The 19330-nt window shown below is 47.0% G+C and carries 25 protein-coding genes; 15 read left to right on the plus strand and 10 right to left on the minus strand.

Annotated features, from left to right (window positions below; translation table 11 throughout):
• The first annotated feature begins 50 nt into the window (after positions 1–50).
• Complete coding sequence (locus PY479_RS08080) at positions 51–965, plus strand: bifunctional precorrin-2 dehydrogenase/sirohydrochlorin ferrochelatase (protein ID WP_275483450.1); 915 nt, start codon at positions 51–53, stop codon at positions 963–965.
• An 89-nt stretch (positions 966–1054) separates the two neighbouring features.
• Here PY479_RS08080 and PY479_RS08085 read toward each other — a convergent pair whose 3' ends face one another.
• The 3 genes from PY479_RS08085 to PY479_RS08095 form a co-directional block, all read right to left on the minus strand.
• Positions 1055–2500 (minus strand): carbon starvation protein A, encoded by a 1446-nt coding sequence (locus PY479_RS08085; protein WP_212596015.1) that lies wholly within the window; start codon positions 2498–2500, stop codon positions 1055–1057.
• A 221-nt stretch (positions 2501–2721) separates the two neighbouring features.
• Positions 2722–3432 carry a two-component system response regulator BtsR gene (gene btsR, locus PY479_RS08090; RefSeq protein WP_212596016.1) on the minus strand — a complete coding sequence of 237 codons (711 nt, stop codon included), beginning with the start codon at positions 3430–3432 and terminating at the stop codon, positions 2722–2724.
• Entirely contained in the window at positions 3425–5104 is a 1680-nt protein-coding gene (locus PY479_RS08095) for a sensor histidine kinase (RefSeq protein WP_212596017.1), read from the minus strand. The genes btsR and PY479_RS08095 overlap by 8 nt, the downstream gene beginning before the upstream one ends.
• Positions 5105–5254: 150 nt before the next feature.
• Here PY479_RS08095 and PY479_RS08100 point away from each other — a divergent pair, with 150 nt between their 5' ends.
• Positions 5255–5497 carry a YecH family metal-binding protein gene (locus PY479_RS08100; RefSeq protein WP_212596018.1) on the plus strand — a complete coding sequence of 81 codons (243 nt, stop codon included), beginning with the start codon at positions 5255–5257 and terminating at the stop codon, positions 5495–5497.
• Here the strand turns inward: PY479_RS08100 and PY479_RS08105 are convergent.
• The 5 genes from PY479_RS08105 to suhB form a co-directional block, all read right to left on the minus strand.
• On the minus strand, positions 5494–5838 hold the full coding sequence (locus PY479_RS08105) for a replication protein RepA (protein WP_212596019.1): 345 nt from the start codon (positions 5836–5838) through the stop codon (positions 5494–5496). The two genes, PY479_RS08100 and PY479_RS08105, sit on opposite strands and share 4 nt — an antisense overlap.
• Positions 5825–6493: an AAA family ATPase gene (locus PY479_RS08110; protein ID WP_212596020.1), complete on the minus strand. Its 669-nt coding sequence runs from the start codon at positions 6491–6493 to the stop codon at positions 5825–5827. Before PY479_RS08110 ends, PY479_RS08105 begins: the two co-directional genes overlap by 14 nt.
• 74 nt (positions 6494–6567) lie before the next feature.
• Complete coding sequence (locus PY479_RS08115) at positions 6568–6870, minus strand: PilZ domain-containing protein (protein ID WP_212596021.1); 303 nt, start codon at positions 6868–6870, stop codon at positions 6568–6570.
• Positions 6871–6996: 126 nt separating this feature from the next.
• Entirely contained in the window at positions 6997–7401 is a 405-nt protein-coding gene (locus PY479_RS08120) for a phosphate-starvation-inducible PsiE family protein (RefSeq protein WP_212596022.1), read from the minus strand.
• Positions 7402–7589: 188 nt separating this feature from the next.
• The gene (gene suhB, locus PY479_RS08125; protein WP_275483451.1) at positions 7590–8390 is read right to left on the minus strand and encodes an inositol-1-monophosphatase; all 801 of its coding nucleotides are present in this window, start codon (positions 8388–8390) and stop codon (positions 7590–7592) included.
• A 147-nt stretch (positions 8391–8537) separates the two neighbouring features.
• Here suhB and trmJ point away from each other — a divergent pair, with 147 nt between their 5' ends.
• The 11 genes from trmJ to ndk all read left to right on the plus strand — a co-directional run bounded on the left by trmJ (position 8538) and on the right by ndk (position 16574).
• On the plus strand, positions 8538–9275 hold the full coding sequence (gene trmJ, locus PY479_RS08130; protein WP_212596025.1) for a tRNA (cytosine(32)/uridine(32)-2'-O)-methyltransferase TrmJ: 738 nt from the start codon (positions 8538–8540) through the stop codon (positions 9273–9275).
• A gap of 13 nt (positions 9276–9288) precedes the next feature.
• Positions 9289–10110, plus strand: a complete 822-nt coding sequence (gene cysE, locus PY479_RS08135; protein WP_275483452.1) for a serine O-acetyltransferase — start codon at positions 9289–9291, stop codon at positions 10108–10110.
• 193 nt (positions 10111–10303) lie between these two features.
• Positions 10304–10768, plus strand: a complete 465-nt coding sequence (iscR, locus tag PY479_RS08140; protein ID WP_212596027.1) for a Fe-S cluster assembly transcriptional regulator IscR — start codon at positions 10304–10306, stop codon at positions 10766–10768.
• 83 nt (positions 10769–10851) lie between these two features.
• Positions 10852–12066: an IscS subfamily cysteine desulfurase gene (locus tag PY479_RS08145; RefSeq protein ID WP_212596028.1), complete on the plus strand. Its 1215-nt coding sequence runs from the start codon at positions 10852–10854 to the stop codon at positions 12064–12066.
• Positions 12067–12100: 34 nt separating this feature from the next.
• Positions 12101–12484, plus strand: a complete 384-nt coding sequence (gene iscU / locus PY479_RS08150) for a Fe-S cluster assembly scaffold IscU (protein ID WP_212596029.1) — start codon at positions 12101–12103, stop codon at positions 12482–12484.
• A gap of 14 nt (positions 12485–12498) precedes the next feature.
• Positions 12499–12825 (plus strand): iron-sulfur cluster assembly protein IscA, encoded by a 327-nt coding sequence (gene iscA / locus PY479_RS08155; RefSeq protein ID WP_228730437.1) that lies wholly within the window; start codon positions 12499–12501, stop codon positions 12823–12825.
• Positions 12826–12849: 24 nt separating this feature from the next.
• Positions 12850–13374: a co-chaperone HscB gene (hscB, locus tag PY479_RS08160; RefSeq protein WP_275483453.1), complete on the plus strand. Its 525-nt coding sequence runs from the start codon at positions 12850–12852 to the stop codon at positions 13372–13374.
• Positions 13375–13455: 81 nt separating this feature from the next.
• A complete protein-coding gene (hscA, locus tag PY479_RS08165; protein WP_275483454.1) occupies positions 13456–15315 on the plus strand; it encodes a Fe-S protein assembly chaperone HscA in 1860 nt (619 codons plus the stop codon).
• Between the two features lie 8 nt (positions 15316–15323).
• Positions 15324–15659 (plus strand): ISC system 2Fe-2S type ferredoxin, encoded by a 336-nt coding sequence (fdx, locus tag PY479_RS08170; RefSeq protein WP_212596032.1) that lies wholly within the window; start codon positions 15324–15326, stop codon positions 15657–15659.
• Positions 15660–15761: 102 nt separating this feature from the next.
• Positions 15762–15959 (plus strand): Fe-S cluster assembly protein IscX, encoded by a 198-nt coding sequence (gene iscX, locus PY479_RS08175; protein ID WP_343377250.1) that lies wholly within the window; start codon positions 15762–15764, stop codon positions 15957–15959.
• A gap of 183 nt (positions 15960–16142) precedes the next feature.
• The gene (gene ndk, locus PY479_RS08180; protein ID WP_133038686.1) at positions 16143–16574 is read left to right on the plus strand and encodes a nucleoside-diphosphate kinase; all 432 of its coding nucleotides are present in this window, start codon (positions 16143–16145) and stop codon (positions 16572–16574) included.
• 86 nt (positions 16575–16660) lie between these two features.
• Here ndk and PY479_RS08185 read toward each other — a convergent pair whose 3' ends face one another.
• Both PY479_RS08185 and PY479_RS08190 read right to left on the minus strand, forming a co-directional pair.
• The gene (locus PY479_RS08185; protein WP_275483455.1) at positions 16661–16996 is read right to left on the minus strand and encodes a TraR/DksA family transcriptional regulator; all 336 of its coding nucleotides are present in this window, start codon (positions 16994–16996) and stop codon (positions 16661–16663) included.
• A gap of 138 nt (positions 16997–17134) precedes the next feature.
• Positions 17135–18067 (minus strand): tRNA-dihydrouridine synthase, encoded by a 933-nt coding sequence (locus PY479_RS08190; RefSeq protein ID WP_275483456.1) that lies wholly within the window; start codon positions 18065–18067, stop codon positions 17135–17137.
• 154 nt (positions 18068–18221) lie between these two features.
• On the opposite strand from PY479_RS08190, the gene PY479_RS08195 reads away from it, so the two are divergent.
• Positions 18222–18617 (plus strand): YbaN family protein, encoded by a 396-nt coding sequence (locus tag PY479_RS08195; protein WP_275483457.1) that lies wholly within the window; start codon positions 18222–18224, stop codon positions 18615–18617.
• Positions 18618–18773: 156 nt separating this feature from the next.
• Positions 18774–19325, plus strand: coding sequence for an adenine phosphoribosyltransferase (gene apt, locus PY479_RS08200; protein WP_212596036.1), 552 nt, complete (start codon positions 18774–18776; stop codon positions 19323–19325).
• Positions 19326–19330 lie beyond the last annotated feature (5 nt).

Below are 19330 nucleotides of genomic sequence, written 5' to 3' on the forward strand. Positions count from 1 at the left end.
CTAGTTCACGCTGGTCTCAGAATTTTCTAACAGTCTTGGGTACCGGAACGATGCGCTATTTCCCTCTGTATATTGATACGTCAAATTTATCCGTCTTGTTGGTTGGTGCCGGAGAGGTCGCTGCGCGTAAGTTGGATCTTCTGGCACGTACTGATGCCGATATTCATGTTGTAGCACCGCAAGTGTGTGATGACATTGCCGATTACGCCGATAGCGGACGGATTGAACTTTCCGGTCGAGAGGTGGTATCTACCGATTTGCAGGATGTCGATTTAGTCTATATCGCTACTGCTGATAACCTCCTTAATCAACAATTAGCCGAATTAGCCCGGGAGGAAGGTGCGTTAGTAAACGTCGTTGACGATCCCGATAACTGCGATTTTATTACCCCCTCAATAGTCGACCGAGGACGCTTAGTCGTAGCGGTCAGTACTGCTGGTGCAGCGCCGGTTTTCGCAAAAGATATCCGCGGTAAACTGGAAGCACTTCTTCCTCAATCCTTGTCACCACTGATGGACTTTATTGCGGAAAAACGCCATGAAGTGCAGCAAAAGCACTTCAATCCGTCTCAGCGTAGGCACTTCTGGGAACGTTTTTTACGTAACAATGGCGAGCGCTACGACAGTCACACTATCACCCGCTATCAGCAATGTTTTACCGAGGAAGATGCATTTGGTGAGTTATTGTTATTGCAGCAGGATGTGATGCCAAAGTTGCTGCCCATTGCCATTATTCCGTGGTTACAGAGAGTGGATTTGGTGCTACAGGATGAAGTGCCAGCTCAGGCATTAGTGGAGTTAATTCGGCGTGATGCTTCTCGTTCATTCGAGCCGATGGCGGATAGTGAATTACTGACCTGTTGGGAACAAGGCCAATGGGTATTGCGGATCACCAATGAGACTGAAATTAAGCGCTTAAAAGCAGCATTCCCTTTTGCGAAACATTTACGCCCTGGTGCTATTTAGTTCCCGTTGTTTTTATCGGTAAAGAAAAGCCAGTCCATCTGGACTGGCTCTTAGGTCTTCACGTTGCGTTATTTGATTTAATTTAATTATTAAGCTTCTTCAGCTTCTGTGGCAGCCAGTTCCTGCGCTTTGCCTTTCCCAATGTACATTACCAGTCCAGTGATAAAGATGGTGGTAATAGTGCCGGCAATAGTAGAAACAGTCATTGGCAGACCTGCACCCAGTGTGCTGGAGTTCAGCAGGAAGCTGATAACTACGTCAGTCATAAACATTGCTGGGATAGTACAGATCCAGTGCAGTTTGTTATGGCGCAGCAGGTAAGCTGAAGCAGTCCACAACATCATCACTGCAGTTGCCTGGTTAGCAACACCGAAGTAGCGCCAGATAACACCGAAGTCTACCTGAGTCAGGATGGCACCCAGCACGAACAGGGGGATAGCCAGTACCAAACGCTTAGAGATCTTAGTCTGTGGCATGTGGAAGTATTCAGACAGGATCAGACGAGCAGCTCGGAAAGCAGTGTCACCTGAAGTGATAGGCAGAATGATTACGCCCAGTACCGCCAGGAAGCCACCTACAGTGCCTAACAGGCCGGTAGATGCACTGTATACAACGTTGGCAGGGTTGCCAGCCATTGCATCACTCAGTCCCTGCACGCCATCGAAGAATGACAGAGCAATCGCACACCAAATCAGCGCGATGATACCTTCACCGATCATGGCACCATAGAACACGAAGCGGCCGTTGGATTCGTTTTCAACACAGCGAGCCATCAGAGGAGATTGAGTAGCGTGGAAACCAGATACGGCACCACAGGCGATGGTGATGAACAGGGCCGGCCACAGTGGCGCATCTTTCGGGTTCAGGTTCTGCAGGAAGTCGCTAGGACCAAAACCAGCTAACAGTGTGTGTTGATCAGAAACGACAATCGCAGCAGTCAGACCGATAGACATGAACAGCAGCAGTGCACCAAAGAATGGGTACAGGCGGCCGATAATCTTGTCGATTGGTACGATGGTGGCGATCAGGTAGTACACAAAGATGATGCCAACAAACATAGTCACGTTCAACCCTGTCAACTTGCCTAACAGGCCTGCTGGAGCAGAGATGAATACCACACCAACCAACAGTAACAGTACCAGTGCAAAAATGTTCATGAACGTTTTCGCGCTCTTACCCAGATATTTCCCGGCTAAGTTAGGTACAGACTGACCATTGTTACGTACAGACAGCATACCAGAGAAGTAGTCATGTACTGCACCGGCAAAGATACAGCCGATTACAATCCACAACATGGCCGCTGGACCATACAACGCCCCCAGGATAGGACCAAAGATTGGGCCCACACCAGCGATGTTAAGCAACTGGATAAGATAGACCTTACCTTTTGACATTGGCACATAGTCAACACCGTCATTCTGGGCATAAGCCGGAGTTTGGCGCTGTTTATTAATACCGAACACCTTCTCAACGAAGGTCCCGTAGATAAAGTAACCGCCGATCAGCAGACCGACACACAGTAGGAACCACAACATAGGTTTGTCTCCCCAAATTTAGAATCGTAGCAAGTGTAAACAAATCCGTAACAACGCCAAGTTGAGTTTAAGTAAGCGGTTAAAAGTAGTGGTTGAGCGGTTGCTGATAAAGCTGAGCGGTTTTGAGCATAATTTAGCGGTCAAATACGCTGGTGAGCGGTCAATCGTCTGGACAAGTGGCAACTGATTGTTACCACTTAGATCGCGGGGATGTTAATAACTTATTGAAAGCCAAAGGCTTGTTTCAATGGTTTAAGAAAACGTCGGGAGACTGGTACTTTGGCACCGCTGTGAGTGGTCACTTCGGCACCGGTTTCCAATACTTCAATTTCCGCAATTGCAGATGGCGCGACCAGATATTGCCTATGACAACGTAGCAACGGTGTTTTCTCTTCCAGCACTTTTAACGTCAGTTCGGTGTGAACTTTTTCCTTGGCTGTCGCAACATGGATACCACTGAGGTCGCTGAACACATACTCCACATCTTTCACTGCGATAATTTTGAGTCGATTAGCACTAAAACAAGGCAAATGCTCCAGGTATTTCGGCAGCAACACATCCAGCGATTTTGGCTGCAAATCCTTTCGAACCTTATCCAATGTTTGCTGTAAACGTTTTTCATCCAATGGCTTGAGCAGATAATCAAACGCGTGATTGTCGAATGCTTTGACGGCAAATTCGTCGTAGGCTGTGACAAAAACAACGCGTGGCATACTCTCTGGATCAAGCATGGCGATCAGTTCCATACCACTGATGCGTGGCATCTGAATATCCAGAAATAGCAGATCAGGTTTGTATTTACTGACAGCCTGCATCGCTTCGATGGCATTACTGCATTGGCCAACAATTTCCAAATCGCCATATTGAATGAGCAAATCTGCCAATTCCTGACGGGCATAAGGCTCATCATCAACAATCAGGCAGCTAATCATTACTGGCTCCTTTGTTTGGCAGTCGGATCTTCACTTTGGTGAATAGTTCAGGTTCAAAGTCGACAGTAACCCCGTATTCATCGCCATAAAGGTTTTGGATCCGTTTATGTACTAAATTCATCCCCAGACCATCTGAATCTGAGCGTGGCTGGTACAAGCCCGCATTATCCGTCACTTCCAAAATAAGGTCTTTTCCTTGCTCAATAGCTTTTACTTCAATAATGCCGGTTTCCATCATATGCGACGTTCCATGTTTTACCGCATTCTCGATAATCGGTTGCAAAGTAAATGCAGGTACCTGCATGGAATATAGTTTCTGGGGAATATCGATAGTCACTTTGAGTTTGTCGATAAAGCGGGCTTTCTCAATGGTGAGGTAAGACTCAATATGCTCCAACTCGTCACCTAAACTGACAAGTCCCGTGGTGCGTTTGAGATTGATACGTAAAAACTGGCTAAGTTGCTGTAACAACTGCCGTGCTTTGTCGGGATTACGACGGATAATGGCACTGATAGTGTTGAGCGCATTAAACAGAAAATGGGGATTCACCTGGGCCTGTAATAATTTGAGCTCTGCTTGAGTCAGTAAGATCTGTTGTTGTTCAAAACGCCCATACAAGATTTGGTTGGACAACAATCGGGCAATCCCCTCGCCGAGGGTTCGGTTGATGTTGAGGAACAGTTTGTTTTTGGGCTCATAGAGTTTAATCGTTCCAATGACCTCATTATCACTGCGTAACGGGATCACTAGGCTTGAGCCCAATTTACAATTGGCTGAGATAGAGCAGGAGTAATGGGATTCAACACCATCAGCAAACATCACTTTATTTTGATGAATGGCATCCATTGTTATCTGCGATGAAATAGGCGTGCCTACCAGATGGTGATCAGCGCCGATGCCGATAAACGCCATCAATTTTTCACGGTCGGTAATGGCAACGGCACCCACATTGGTTTCCTCAATGACAATTTGTGCCACTTGCGTACTACTCGTTTCGTTAAAGCCTTTACTAAGCAGGCCGACACTGCGTTCGGCAATCTTTAATGCCTTCGTGGAAAAGGTTGAAGACATCTTGTCGAACATGGTTTTTTGATCACGCACCATGCTCATAAACGATGCAGCCCCTAGAGAGTTGACTATCAGCATCGGTGGTGCGATCTGTCGCACCAATTCCAGTGCTTCTTCAAAAGGATGTGCCAGAAGCAAAATGATGCACATCTGCATCATTTCAGCATAAAAAGTGACCAATCCAACCAGCAGCGGGTGAAATACCAGTTCGCTTTTCCCATGGCGTCGCAAATACAGGTTGATCATCCCAGCACTGAGCCCCTCCATCGTTGTTGATACGGCACAAGCGATATCGGTAAAGCCTCCGAGCGTGTAGCGATGAATACCCCCGGTGAGGCCTACCAGAATTCCGGTTGTCGGGCCTCCTAATAGACCGCCCAGAACAGCGCCCATCGCGCGAGTATTGGCAATAGCGCCATGTGTCTGTTCGCCAAAATAGGTTGCCATGATGCAGAACGCAGAAAATACTAGATAAATAAATATCTTATGTGGCAGACGTGTAGAGTTTTCAGTAAACAGTTTGAATAACGGCGTTTTGCTGGTGAGGTAAACAATCACCAGGTAGAGACACATCTGTTGCGTCAGGGCGAGAATAAGTGACATGAAAGACCTGCTCAGTTGACGGACGCGAGGATTTTCCCATATTGCGGACGGGAATCAAATATTGCCAGTGATATTGCGCTAAATCAGTAAAATGGCCAAAAAATAGATTTAATATGCATCTTTATTGATTCTTCTGGAGCTAACAACAAGATGAGTGATTCGGTACATGGCCATGCAGTATTGGAGTTATTACTTGAGTATCCTCAGGGATTAAGCAAAGCTGAACTATTGGCCCAGATGGCGGCACGATTTGGCGCAGATGCTCGCTTTCACACCTGCAGTGCCAGTGATATGGATGCCACTGCATTAATTCAGTTTTTGGAGCAGAAAGGCAAGTTTATCGATCGCAGTGAAGGCATCACTACCGACGCCAGTTTGATCTGCAATCACTAACCTTTCTTGGCGGCATCACCCTCGACCTGAGTCAGTAAAGCTTGTTGCTCTTCGTCTGTCAGGTCGCAGTAATAGTGAATAAACATGCGTAGTAGCCGGGATTTCGCTATCCCGGTAGACTGCGCAACATCGTCTAACTGACGGATGCTGGCTTCACTCAAACTGAACGTCGCGTGGCGGAATTTTCGTGGTGGCGATTTCCTTTTAGGCTGGTTAACCGCTTTTTCTATCCGGCTGGGCTTCCCGACAGCGTAGTTGACAGCATCTTCGATAAAATCTTCTATCGACACTGTCTTAGGTTTTTGCTTTTGTTGTTTACGTTTTAAATCAGTTAAGCTCATAGGAGTTTTCCGGTGGGATGGCTAACAATTCGTCTGCTATCGCATGGATTTCTTCAGCAGCTTTACCATCCGGTTCCAGTTCAATCACTGATGATCCTTTTTCTTCACTGTCATCATAAATATTGCGACTGAAGGTTACTGAATTCAGCACCCTTAAGCCAAATGACTCCACTACTTCCTTCGCTTCCAGTATGCGTTTTGCCTGGGTTGGTAATGCCGGACATTGGGTTAGTACAATAGTGGCGACCATCTTAGGGTTTACCATCTTACAGGTACTGAGCATATCTTCCATATGTGGCAGTGTTTTTAAGTCGCGACGTTTGGGACGCAGGGGAATGACAACATAAGTGGCTACCGACATTGCTGCTCGCATGGCTAAGTTGTCCTGTCCACCACAATCGACAATCACATAGTCAAAGCGTTCATTGAGGCTGAGCAAATCGTTACGAATTTTGCCATACAGTTGAATGCAGTTGATAGAAGGTAATGACGCATCGGTATTTCGAGCCTGGATCCAATCAGACGTTGTTCTTTGTGGATCACAATCGACCATCAACACGTTGGCATTGAATTTTTGGGTAATATGTACCGCGAGATTTTGTGCAAGACAGCTCTTTCCACTGCCACCTTTTTCGCCGCCAACGAGTAGTATCATATATTTTCTCCTTGCGTATTAGATACTTGGTTCGCCAAATTTTAGGACATACGCTACCAATTATGCGCAGAGCCTTAAAACAGCTGTAATGCTATACGGTAGCCAGTCTGACTCTCAGTACAACGGCAGACCTGTCCTTTCACGGTATTTTGCGCATCACTGCCACTGTTAAAGGTTACTTCCACCAATGCTCCCTGTGGAAATGGCTGTCGATATTCAAACAGTAATCCCTTACGTGACAGATCTACGCAGGTTGCAGTATCTGTGCGTAATTGTTCATCTTTATCCTGCCAGCCTAAACGAACCTCTTCAGATTCCAAATCTACCCGCAGCGAAGTCCTTCTTTCCTTAAAGCTTTCAACGTTATCGTCACCCATAATGTGGTTCCTGTCATAATTGGCTAAGTGACCCAGCTCGTTAAACATAGCACAGAACAAAATTACGCCAAGTCCTTAATAGATAACAAAACTCATAAAAAAGCCCGGACACCGCCGGGCTCTAAGTCAATTGTCGTAATCTTGGTTTTTAGGATATGGCATTTTTAGCTGACCCCAGCGGATGACAACAACGGTCGTCGCCAGCACCAGTGTAGATAATGACACCGCGAGTACGCGCCAGTCTTCCATCGCTTTCATATCCAGGATCAGATACCGGGCTAATGCCACAATCGCGATATATAGCGGCATGCGAACCGGCAATTTGCCAGATTCTGCATAGTTAGCAACCATCGCCAAGACTTCCAGATAGATGAACAGTAACAGCAGATCAGCCAGTTCCACCGAACCCATATCCACGAGGTGGAATACTTCCTGACCAATCGCGACGATGGTGGCAATGGCGATCAGGATCAATACTAGATGTTCGACTGCTTTCAGGCTTCTGGATCCGTACTTACGATATAATTCCATGAAAACTCCCATAAAAAGGATATGACTCTATTATCGACAAAAGCTGGCGGATAAGGCATGGGAAAGTGCGTGACAGAGTTCACACATTTATTATGGTTGAACAGTTGTAACGTGGTTTTAGTGGCGATGAATCACAAAAAAGCCACTCGAAAGTGGCTTTAGTCAGACGCATTACTGATGGTCGGTGATTACTTCAGCGCATCACTTAACAGCGGACGGAAGCTTTTTACCAACAAGCCGGTTGTTTTAGGACCACCGGCGACAATATGACCAGAAGTTAAATACTTGTAGCCACCAGACAGGTCAGTCACGGTGCCACCGGCTTCGCGCACGATCAGATCACCAGCAGCAATATCCCAAGGCTTAAGTCCGATTTCAAAGAACGCATCGACACGTCCTGCTGCAACATAGCAGAGATCTAATGCTGCAGATCCGGCACGACGGATATCGGTGCACAACGCGAAGGTTTCTGCGAAAAGCTTCAAGTAAGTCTCGGTATGCTGACGAGCTTTGAATGGAAAACCTGTGGCAACCAGACTATGGCTTAAATCGACAGGATTATTGACACGCAGACGGAAGTCATTGAGTTTGGCTCCCTGACCACGGACCGCAGTAAATAGCTCGTCGCGAATTGGGTCATAAACCACGGCTACTTCAGTCTTGCCTTTGTGTTGTAAAGCAATGGAGACTGAAAAATGGGGCAGGCCTTTAACAAAGTTGTTAGTGCCATCCAGAGGGTCCACAATCCAAATATAGTCCTGATTCTCACCACGGTTTTCACCGTTTTCTTCGCCAACGATAGTGTGGTCCGGATATGATTTACGGATTTGATAAATAATCGCTGCTTCAGCTTCTTTATCAACATTTGAGACAAAGTCATTTAGACCTTTGGCATCTACCTGAACTCTGTCTAGTTCAGAAAAACCACGCATAATAACTTGGCCCGCGGCACGAGCGGCGCGCACACCAATAGTGAGCATCGGATGCATTGCAATCCCCTGGATGTAAAAGAACGAAAATCAACCGGCGCATTATACTCGGTCAGGCTAGGATGGCAACTGCCGAATTTTCTATCTTAAAAAAATGATGGGTATGTTAATATCCGCGTCCTGTTTTTCTGATTCGACGTAAGTTTCATGCTCAGCAATATTCGCGTGGTACTGGTGGGTACCACTCATCCGGGTAATATCGGATCCGTGGCCAGGGCCATGAAAACCATGGGGTTATCTTCCCTTTATCTTGTTGATCCGCAGGTAGAACCTGACGGTCAGTCGATTGCGTTAGCTGCTGGTGCCTCAGACATACTCAAATGTCTGGTTAAAGTAGATACGCTTGACCAGGCCATCCATGACTGTGGTCTGGTCGTGGCTACCAGTGCGCGTAGTCGCACCTTGGAATGGCCGGTTTTGGAACCCCGGGAAGCCGCAGAAAAGTTGGCTATTCAAAGCAAGAATGGGCCAGTGGCAATTGTTTTTGGTCGTGAGCGGAATGGGTTAAGCAATGAAGAATTGCAAAAATGCAATTACCATCTGTTCATTCCTGCTAATCCTGAATACAGTTCACTAAACTTGGCTCAGGCAGTACAGATTGTCTGCTATGAAACGCGTATCGCGCATCTAAATCAACTGCAGCAGGCTACTCCTGAACCCGTGGAATATCCTTCGGCAGAAGACCATGAACGTTTTTATGAGCATTTACAGAGAACACTGCAAGAGACTGGTTTCATTATCAAGAATCATCCAGGGCAGGTAATGCAAAAATTGCGGCGCTTGTTCACCAAAGCACAAATTGAAACTCAGGAGCTCAATATTCTGCGTGGCATCCTGACTTCGATTGAAAAGAAAGTGGTCGATAAATCAGGCAACCAAGAGTAGTCGAGGAATTCAAATGGGTGTGATATCAAGAATTAAAGAGGATATTCAGTCCATCTATCATCGCGATCCTGCAGCTCGCAGCGCGTTGGAGATTTTGCTCAACTACCCCGGTATGCATGCGATATGGATGCATCGGGTGAGTCACAAACTATGGTCTGCCAAGTTTTATTTTTTAGCCCGTTGTTTATCCACCTTTGCTCGTTGGGCAACGGGCGTGGAGATCCACCCCGGTGCTGTCATTGGTCGCCGTTTTTTTATTGACCACGGCATGGGGGTAGTCATTGGGGAAACGGCAGAAATTGGCGACGATTGTACGCTTTATCATGGCGTAACTTTGGGGGGAACCACCTGGAAAGCAGGAAAACGTCATCCAACGCTGGGTAACAACGTTGTTATTGGCGCTGGAGCTAAGGTACTGGGGCCGATTACGATGCACGATGGCGCCCGTGTGGGTTCAAACTCTGTTGTTGTAAAAGATGTGCCAAAAGATACCACCGTTGTGGGTATCCCAGGCCGAGCTGTGACTGTCGCCACCCAACAGTCAAAAGAGAAAAGTGAACGTCGCAATGCAATGGCCAAAAAATACGGTTTTGATGCATATGCGGTCTCCCCCGATAATCCAGATCCCGTTGCCAATGCAATTGGTCAGATGCTAGATCACATGCATCTGATGGATTCTAAAGTGGCCGAGCTGTGTCAAGTTATTCAGACTATGGGGGGGGCAGTCTGTACTGAAAGATTGCCACAACTGGATGTTGGCGATTTCTGTGAGGCTGAATTAGCGGCAGCAGAGAAGCGTCAGCAAGCATTGGATGCGTTTGATCCAGAAATCTGACTTTTTATAGTTAAATGTGAACTCACAGCATTGAATCCTGACGGCTAAAAATGTTAAATAACCGACCAAGCCGTCAGGGTATTCGTAAAGGAAGTGGGTCATTATCCTAGTAGGAAAGTAGGATTTATACTTGACTAAAATACTAGGATATGATGAAATTTAAACATCTCCAATCAAGAGCTGTGGTGTTTTCATGAAACTGACATCTAAAGGTCGTTACGCCGTCACTGCTATGCTGGATGTTGCCATCCACTCGGCTCAGGGACCTGTTCCTCTCGCAGATATCTCTGAACGACAAGGCATTTCTTTATCCTACCTTGAACAACTTTTTGCCAAACTGAGAAAACAAGGGTTGGTTGCCAGCGTTCGTGGACCAGGCGGTGGTTATCGTCTTGGCCGTGAAGCAGCAGATATTTCAGTGGGTATGGTAGTGAATGCCGTTGATGAATCGGTTGATGCTACAAAGTGTCAGGGACAGTCTAACTGTCAGAGTGGCACTCGTTGTCTGACTCATTCTCTTTGGGGAGATTTGAGTAAACAAATTTCTGATTTTTTAAATGGTATCAGTCTTGCTGCTTTGATGCAGAAGCGCGATGTGCAGTTTATCTCTATCAAGCAGGATCAGATACATCAGGAGCAACAGAGGATCAGTGCCTGAGGCCAACTCTGTTAAAGCCATAAATAATGATAATTGTACGTTGTATGTAGCCTCGGCAGAGACTGCGAAGTACGGAGTGTGTAATGAAGCTTCCTATTTATTTGGATTATGCCGCAACAACCCCAGTTGACCCTCGGGTTGCTGCAAAAATGGCACAGTACATGACTATGGACGGTGTATTCGGTAACCCCGCATCCCGTTCTCACCGTTACGGTTGGCAGGCTGAAGAGGCGGTAGACATCGCCCGTAATCAGGTTGCGGATTTGATTAACGCCGATCCTCGTGAAATTGTGTTTACCTCTGGTGCCACAGAGTCTGACAATCTGGCGATTAAAGGTGTGGCCTATTTTTATCAGAAAAAAGGTAAGCACATCATCACCAGCAAGACTGAACATAAAGCGGTATTGGATACTTGCCGTCACCTCGAACGTGATGGCTTCGAAGTCACCTATCTGGATCCAGACAGCAATGGTCTGATCCCCTTGGAGCGTATCGAAGCCGCCATGCGCGAGGACACCATTCTGGTGAGCATCATGTATGTCAATAACGAAATTGGTGTGGTGCAGGATATCGACGGTATTGGCGAGCTGTGTCGCAGCAAAGGTATTGTCTTCCACGTTGATGCAGCTCAGGGCGCCGGTAAATTGCCGCTGGATGTGCAGCAGACTAAGGTGGATTTGATCTCCATTTCTGGTCACAAGATGTATGGCCCTAAAGGTATTGGCGCTTTGTACGTGCGTCGTAAACCTCGAATTCGCTTGGAAGCTCAGATGCATGGTGGTGGCCATGAACGCGGTATGCGTAGTGGCACATTGCCAACCCATCAGATTGTTGGTTTGGGTGAAGCCGCTGCGATTGCTAAAGCAGAAATGGCATCAGATAGCAGCCGTATCCGCTATCTGCGCGATAAGCTGTGGAACGGTATTAAAGATATTGAAGAAACCTATGTTAACGGTGATATGGAACACCGTTTCTGTGGCAGCTTGAACGTTAGCTTCGCCTATGTAGAAGGTGAGTCGCTGATGATGGCGCTGAAAGATTTAGCAGTGTCTTCCGGTTCGGCTTGTACGTCAGCCAGTCTGGAACCCAGTTATGTGCTGCGGGCTTTGGGTCTCAATGATGAGATGGCACATAGCTCTATTCGTTTCACCATTGGCCGTTATACCACAGAAGAAGAGATTGATTACGCGATAGAAACCATTAAGAGCTCTATCGGCAAGCTGAGGGAGATGTCTCCTTTGTGGGAGATGTTCAAGGATGGGGTAGACCTCAATCAGGTACAGTGGGCAGCCCACTAAATTCCCAGCAGACAGATGAATTTGGAGCAGTAATATGGCATACAGTGAAAAAGTAATTGACCACTATGAAAATCCACGCAATGTAGGTTCTTTCGACAAGAATGATCCATCCGTTGTGACTGGTATGGTGGGGGCTCCAGCATGCGGTGACGTAATGAAACTGCAGCTGAAAATTAATGACAGCGGTATCATTGAAGATGCCAAGTTCAAAACTTATGGTTGTGGTAGCGCGATAGCTTCCAGTTCGCTGGTGACCGAGTGGGTTAAAGGCAAATCTGTGGAAGAAGCCGCTGCTATCAAGAATACCGATATTGCGGAAGAACTGGCATTACCACCAGTGAAAATCCACTGTTCAATTCTGGCAGAAGACGCTATTAAGGCGGCGTTGGAAGAATATAAATCCAAGCATCAGAAGTAATGCCAGGAGTTGACATGGCTGCAATATCAATGACGCCTGCAGCGGCGGATAGAGTAAGAACCTTTCTGCAAAATCGTGGAAAGGGGATTGGTCTGCGTTTGGGCTTAAAAACCTCCGGCTGCAGTGGTATGGCTTATGTCTTGGAATTCGTTGACGAACTTAACGAAGATGACGAGGTATTTGAGATTGAAGGTGTCAACCTCATCGTTGATGCTAAAAGTCTGATTTATCTACAAGGGATTGAACTGGATTTTGTTAAGGAAGGCCTTAACGAAGGTTTCAAGTTCAATAACCCGAATGCCAAAGGGGAGTGTGGTTGCGGCGAGAGTTTCACTGTATAAACTTCCCGCAACCGTTGTACGCTTATGAACTATTTTGAGCTGTTTGAGATCCCTCAGAACTTCGATGTCGACGTCGCGGAGCTAGCAGAACGCTATCGAGAACTGCAAAAAGCAGTGCATCCGGATAAGTTTGCTAATGCCAGTGAGCAACAAAAGCTGCTGGCAATATCTAAAACTGCCCAAGTAAATGATGCTTTTCAGACCCTAAAGGATCCTATTCGCCGAGCTGAACATATGCTGTCGCTTCGAGGGATTGATATCAATAATGAATCAACCACGATGAAAGATACCGGCTTTTTGATGCAGCAGATGGAGTGGCGGGAAGCGTTGGAAGATTTACGCGGCTGCGATGATATTGAAACGGGTATTGCCGAGCTGGAAGGTGATTTTTCGCAATACCGTAAGCAATTGCTGGAAAACCTGCGTAAGCAACTTGCTGATGATCAGGCATCCGCCGCAATTGTGGCCGCTGATCAGGTTCGAAAGCTTAAATTTATGGCAAAATTACAAGATGAGTTGATCCGTATTCAGGACTCACTGTACGACTAGCCGAATTCGAGATTTCAGACGAAAAGAACACAAATTGGCTCAATCTGATTGGGCCAATTTTTTAACCTAGAATGGAACATTATGGCACTTTTGCAGATTGCTGAACCCGGCCAGATGGCCGCACCTCATCAACACAAGTTGGCCGCGGGTATTGACCTCGGAACGACCAACTCGCTGGTTGCTTCCGTACGCAGTGGTCAGGCTGCAACGTTACCCGACGAAATTGGCAGACACGGGTTACCATCAGTTGTGCACTATGGGACCAATGGCCTGACAGTTGGTGAAGAAGCCTTGGTTAATTCTGCGTTGGATCCGGAAAACACCATAGTGTCAGTAAAACGCTTTATGGGGCGTTCACTTGCCGATGTACTGCAGGGCGAACAGCGTTTCCCCTATCATTTTGAAGCCAGTGAAAATGGCTTACCCATTTTTGTTACCGCTGCGGGTAAAGTCAATCCAATACAGGTATCTGCAGAGATTCTGCGACCATTAATTGCGCGCGCAGAGGCGACCTTAGGTGGTGATTTAGAAGGTGTTGTCATTACGGTACCAGCGTATTTTGATGATGCCCAACGTCAAGGTACCAAAGACGCTGCCAATCTACTCGGTGTCAAAGTATTGCGCCTGTTGAATGAGCCTACCGCTGCGGCTATCGCTTATGGACTGGATTCTGGCCAGGAAGGTGTCATCGCGGTGTATGATCTCGGTGGCGGCACTTTTGATATTTCAATCTTGCGGTTGAATCGTGGCGTCTTTGAAGTGCTAGCAACCGGCGGGGACTCTCGTTTAGGCGGAGATGATTTTGATCATCTGTTAGCCGAAGCGTTGCGGCAGCGCATGGGGATTACTGAACTGAACCGCCAACAGGAACGTCAGTTACTGATGGAAGCCCGGCGTGTGAAAGAAGTGCTGAGTCAGTCCGATGTGGTGACCGCAGCATTAACGATCGAGGCTCAGCAATTACGGTGTGATATATCCCGTAGCGAATTTGACGCGCTTATCCTGTCTCTGGTCCGTAAAACAATCAGCAGCTGTCGTAAAGCACTGCGCGATGCCGGTGTTGATGCCGCTGATGTGTTAGAAACCGTGATGGTGGGTGGTTCAACTCGCGTACCTTTGGTACGTCAACAGGTAGGTGACTTTTTTGGTAAAGCACCACTGACCAGTATCGACCCTGATCGGGTCGTTGCCATTGGGGCGGCTATTCAGGCGGATATTCTGGTAGGCAACAAGCCGGATTCCGAACTGTTGCTGTTAGATGTGATCCCGTTGTCTCTCGGGATTGAAACTATGGGTGGCCTGGTAGAAAAAGTCGTACCACGCAATACCACTATTCCCGTTGCCAGAGCCCAAGAGTTCACCACGTTTAAAGATGGTCAGACGGCGATGGCCATTCATGTGGTTCAAGGTGAGCGCGAACTGGTGGCAGATTGCCGCTCACTTGCGCGGTTCACGCTCAAAGGTATACCACCATTGGCAGCCGGGGCGGCGCATATCCGAGTGACCTTCCAAGTAGATGCTGATGGTTTATTGAGCGTGACTGCGATGGAAAAATCCACTGGAATACAGTCAAGTATCCAGGTGAAACCGTCATTTGGGCTCTCTGAAAATGAGATTGCTGGCATGATCAAGGATTCGATGACGTATGCCAAGGCGGATATTGAGTTGCGTATGCTTACCGAGCAACGGGTAGAAGCGGCTCGGGTGATTGAGTCGCTTAATTCTGCACTGCAACAGGATGGTAACTTACTGACGGCAGAAGAAAGAGCGTTGATCGACAGTACTATTTTGGCACTGGATGCTGCGGCTGTTGGCGATGATGCTGAAGCTATTAAATCTGGCATTGAAAAAGTGGATGCTGCAACACAGGACTTTGCCGCCAGAAGGATGGATAATTCAATTAAGACCGCACTGAAAGGTCAGTCGGTTGATAAGATATAGGTGAAATCATGCCTCAGATAGTGTTTTTGCCCAACGAGGAGCTTTGCCCCGATGGTGCGGTGGTAGAAGCCAAGACCGGAGAATCAATCCTGGATGCAGCATTACGCAATGGTATCCAGATAGAACATGCCTGCGAGAAATCCTGCGCTTGTACTACTTGCCATGTGATTGTGCGTGAAGGCTTCAATAACCTGGAACCAAGCGATGATCTGGAAGACGATATGCTCGATAAAGCTTGGGGGCTAGAACCAGAAAGCCGTCTGTCCTGTCAGGCGAAAGTGGCGGATGAAGACTTAGTGGTCGAAATCCCCAAATATACGGTAAATCAGGTCAGCGAAGGTTGATAAAGTCTAACAGCCGGTCCCAGACCGGCTTTGTTTTGATGGTGACGATTAACATTAACGTTATAATGTCATCAGATAGTAATAAGTAACATTGGAGGCCCTATGTCTTTGAAATGGGTTGACTCTTTAGATGTGGCTCTGGAGCTTTTAGAAGCGTATCCAGATGTGGAACCTCAGACTGTGCGTTTTACTGATCTGTACGAATGGATCCTAGCTCTGGAGGATTTTGATGATGATCCTCAACGTTGTAACGAACAGATCCTTGAAGCCATTCTGCAATGCTGGATGGATGAAAAATAAGCGAGAAGATGTAATCAAAGGACGGTTTTTGCCGTCCTTTGTCGTTTTCGGCATCATTCCAGCGGTTATCTTTGTTGCGATATCGCATAATCATTGTAGTTTGTGAGATTGGATTAGGATTTGTCATATTTATTGCGTATAATCCGCGCGAATTTTGAAACTCGCTGATTAAGGATCCTAGTCATGGCGATTGAACGTACTTTTTCTATTATCAAGCCCGATGCTGTTGCTAAAAACCACATTGGTGCTATCTATAACCGTTTTGAAAGCGCCGGTCTGAAAATCGTTGCTGCTAAGATGGTTCACCTGACCAAAGAGCAGGCTGAAGGTTTCTACGCTGAACACAGCGAACGTCCTTTCTTTGGTGCACTGGTAAGCTTCATGACTTCTGGTCCTATCATGGTACAAGTGCTGGAAGGCGAAAACGCTGTTGCAGCTAACCGTGAAATCATGGGCGCAACTAACCCAGCTCAAGCTGCTCGTGGTACTCTGCGTGCAGATTATGCTGACAGCATTGACGAAAACGCGGTTCATGGTTCAGATGCGCTGGCATCTGCAGAGCGTGAAATCGCTTATTTCTTCGCTGCTGATGAAATCTGCCCACGTACTCGTTAATCGGTATGTCAGGTAAACAAAAGGCGCCATTTGGCGCCTTTTTTGTTGCTAATCGATCGGTTATTAATGGACCCTTAAAACCGACATCAATGACTGAGCCGCAGCTCCCGCCGATGTTCATGTGCATATTGTTCTGAACAACATTGGCAGCGTTGCTCAGTAGGATCTTGAGCCAGTCGTTCTGGTTCAATCTCGCTTTCGCAATCAGCACACATTCCATAGAGTCCGAGATCCAACTGACATTGTGCAGCATCCAGACGATTAAGCTTTTCATATAGCGGATGATGGCACAACTCAGCACCAACCATGGCATCAATGATCTCGCTAATAGACCTATCAGCCCAGTCGGCATTAAGCTCAGTGATTGCACGTCTCAGATCCGTCTCGACTGCTGACAATCTTTGTCTGATCAAACCACTCACTCTGTACCGCCTTTTGCTTGCTTATGGACTTATTAGTCTAATTGGCAGTGGATGGTCAACTATGATACGGATCAAATCCAGTGGAGATTTCTTGTGATATCAGTCAAAAGCAGTACTTATGAAAGTAATGTGTAGCGTTCAGGCGGCTTTTGACAGTACATCTACCACGGCATCGGTAGATTTGTGCACACGCAAGTCCCGGAACAACACGTCAGCTTCTGGATATTGACGATTGAGATAACTGAACCACTGCTTGATGCGTCCAGGAAAGTAATCATTGCGAGGTTGTGATTGCTGTTGCCGAGTGTATTCCAGCAATAACGACAATGTCTGTTGCCAATTATAAGGTGCGTCACCATTTTTAATGTGGGCCGCCAGATTGGGGAGTGTGATAGCTCCACGACCAACCATCACACTGTCGCAGCCTGTTTGGGTGATGCAGCGCAATGCATCATCGCGATTCCAGATTTCACCATTTGCGATCACGGGAATGGAAACTCTTTGTCGGATCTCAGTGATATATTCCCAATAAGCAGGAGGGCGATAGCCATCTACTTTACTACGAGCATGGACGGCTAATTCCGTAGCGCCGGCTTCGTAAATTGCCAGCGCATTTTCCATAAACAGGTTTTTGTCTTCGTAGCCCAGCCGAATTTTGGCGGTGACCGGTTGCGCATCTGGGACGGCTTGACGCATGGCTTTTACAATATTGTGGATTTGCTCCGGGTACTGCAGCAGTACTGCGCCACCTTTGCTGCGATTGACCATTTTTGCCGGGCAGCCAAAATTGGCATCCACACCACGAGAGCCTAAAGCGACTGCGCGCACCGCATTCTCTGCCATCCATCCGGGTTCCTGTCCCAGAAGTTGTACCCTTACCGGTGTGCCATTTTGAGTGGCACCGCCATTATTCAGTTCGGGGCACATGCGGAAAAAGACTTTTTCTGGCAGTAGCTGGTCTACCACGCGGACAAATTCAGTCACCATCAAATCGTAAGGATTGATGGAGGACAGAAGTTCACGCATCAGGTGATCAACAACCCCTTCCATCGGGGCCAGAATGACTCGCACGTTTAGTTATTCCACAAAAAGGATAAAGGCCGCGCATTTTACCTGATACGAATCGGTTTCTGATAGCAGTTTCAGTTTATCAGCAACAAACTTTGCGACAGGCAGGCGTATTGCTAATATAGTATTTAAATGAGAACTATTGTCATTATAAAATATGATCAAACGCAGTGTATTTTTGAGCTTGGGTATCATCAGTTTGGCACTTGGCATCGCGGGTATCGTTTTACCTTTGCTGCCCACCGTGCCTTTTGTGTTGCTTTCAGGGTATTGTTTTGCCCGTTCTAGTCCGGTTTTACATCGTTGGTTGCATAAACATCCTTGGTTTGCTCAACCATTGAGCGATTGGCAGCAAAAGCGTGGGCTGCGTTTAGCATTAAAACGACGTGCATTAATCTTGACTGTGTGCAGTTTTAGTCTAAGTATATGGTGGGTTTCATTGGTGTGGGTGAAACTGCTATTACTATTCATGTTATTGATATTAATGGTTTGTTTGTGGAGGCTACCGGTTGTTGGTGTGGTCGCAGAAACATCAGGTGTTGGCGAGAAATAAGCGATATTGCGATGCGACACACAATCGGATGATCCCGGTTGCAACTAACGGCAAAGGGGCTTAAGCTTTAGCCGGATTTAGAGAAGCGGTCCACCTTGGTGTGGACTTTTTTGTTGTGTAAGGCCGGTAGATACCGACGAACTAAGTATTAAAACTATGGCTATTAATCCCGACAGCTTAGCGCTGATTAAGCAAAGCATTAAAACTATTCCTGACTATCCGAAAGCCGGAATTCTGTTTCGTGATGTCACCAGTTTACTGGAAGATCCGATTGCCTATCAGACCACTATTCGCACATTTGTGGAGCATTACAAAGACTTTGGCTTCACTAAAGTTGTCGGTACTGAAGCTCGCGGTTTTCTGTTTGGCGCACCATTAGCATTAGAGTTGGGTGTTGGTTTCGTCCCCGTACGTAAGCCAGGAAAACTGCCGCGTGAGACTATCTCTGAGACTTATGAACTCGAATATGGTCACGATACATTGGAAATGCACACCGATGCTATCGTCCCTGGCGATAAAGTGCTCGTAGTTGACGATCTATTAGCTACCGGCGGCACGATTGAAGCAACCGTCAAATTGGTTCGTCGTCTCGGTGGTGAAGTAAGTCATGCAGCGTTTGTGATCTCACTGCCGGATATTGGTGGCGAAAATCGGTTGCAGTCTTTGGGCTTAGAAGTACTGAAACTGTGTGAATTTGAAGGAGATTAATCTCC

Origin of the sequence: Shewanella sp. A32, from assembly GCF_029167175.1 — a bacterium.
GTDB lineage: Bacteria > Pseudomonadota > Gammaproteobacteria > Enterobacterales > Shewanellaceae > Shewanella > Shewanella yunxiaonensis.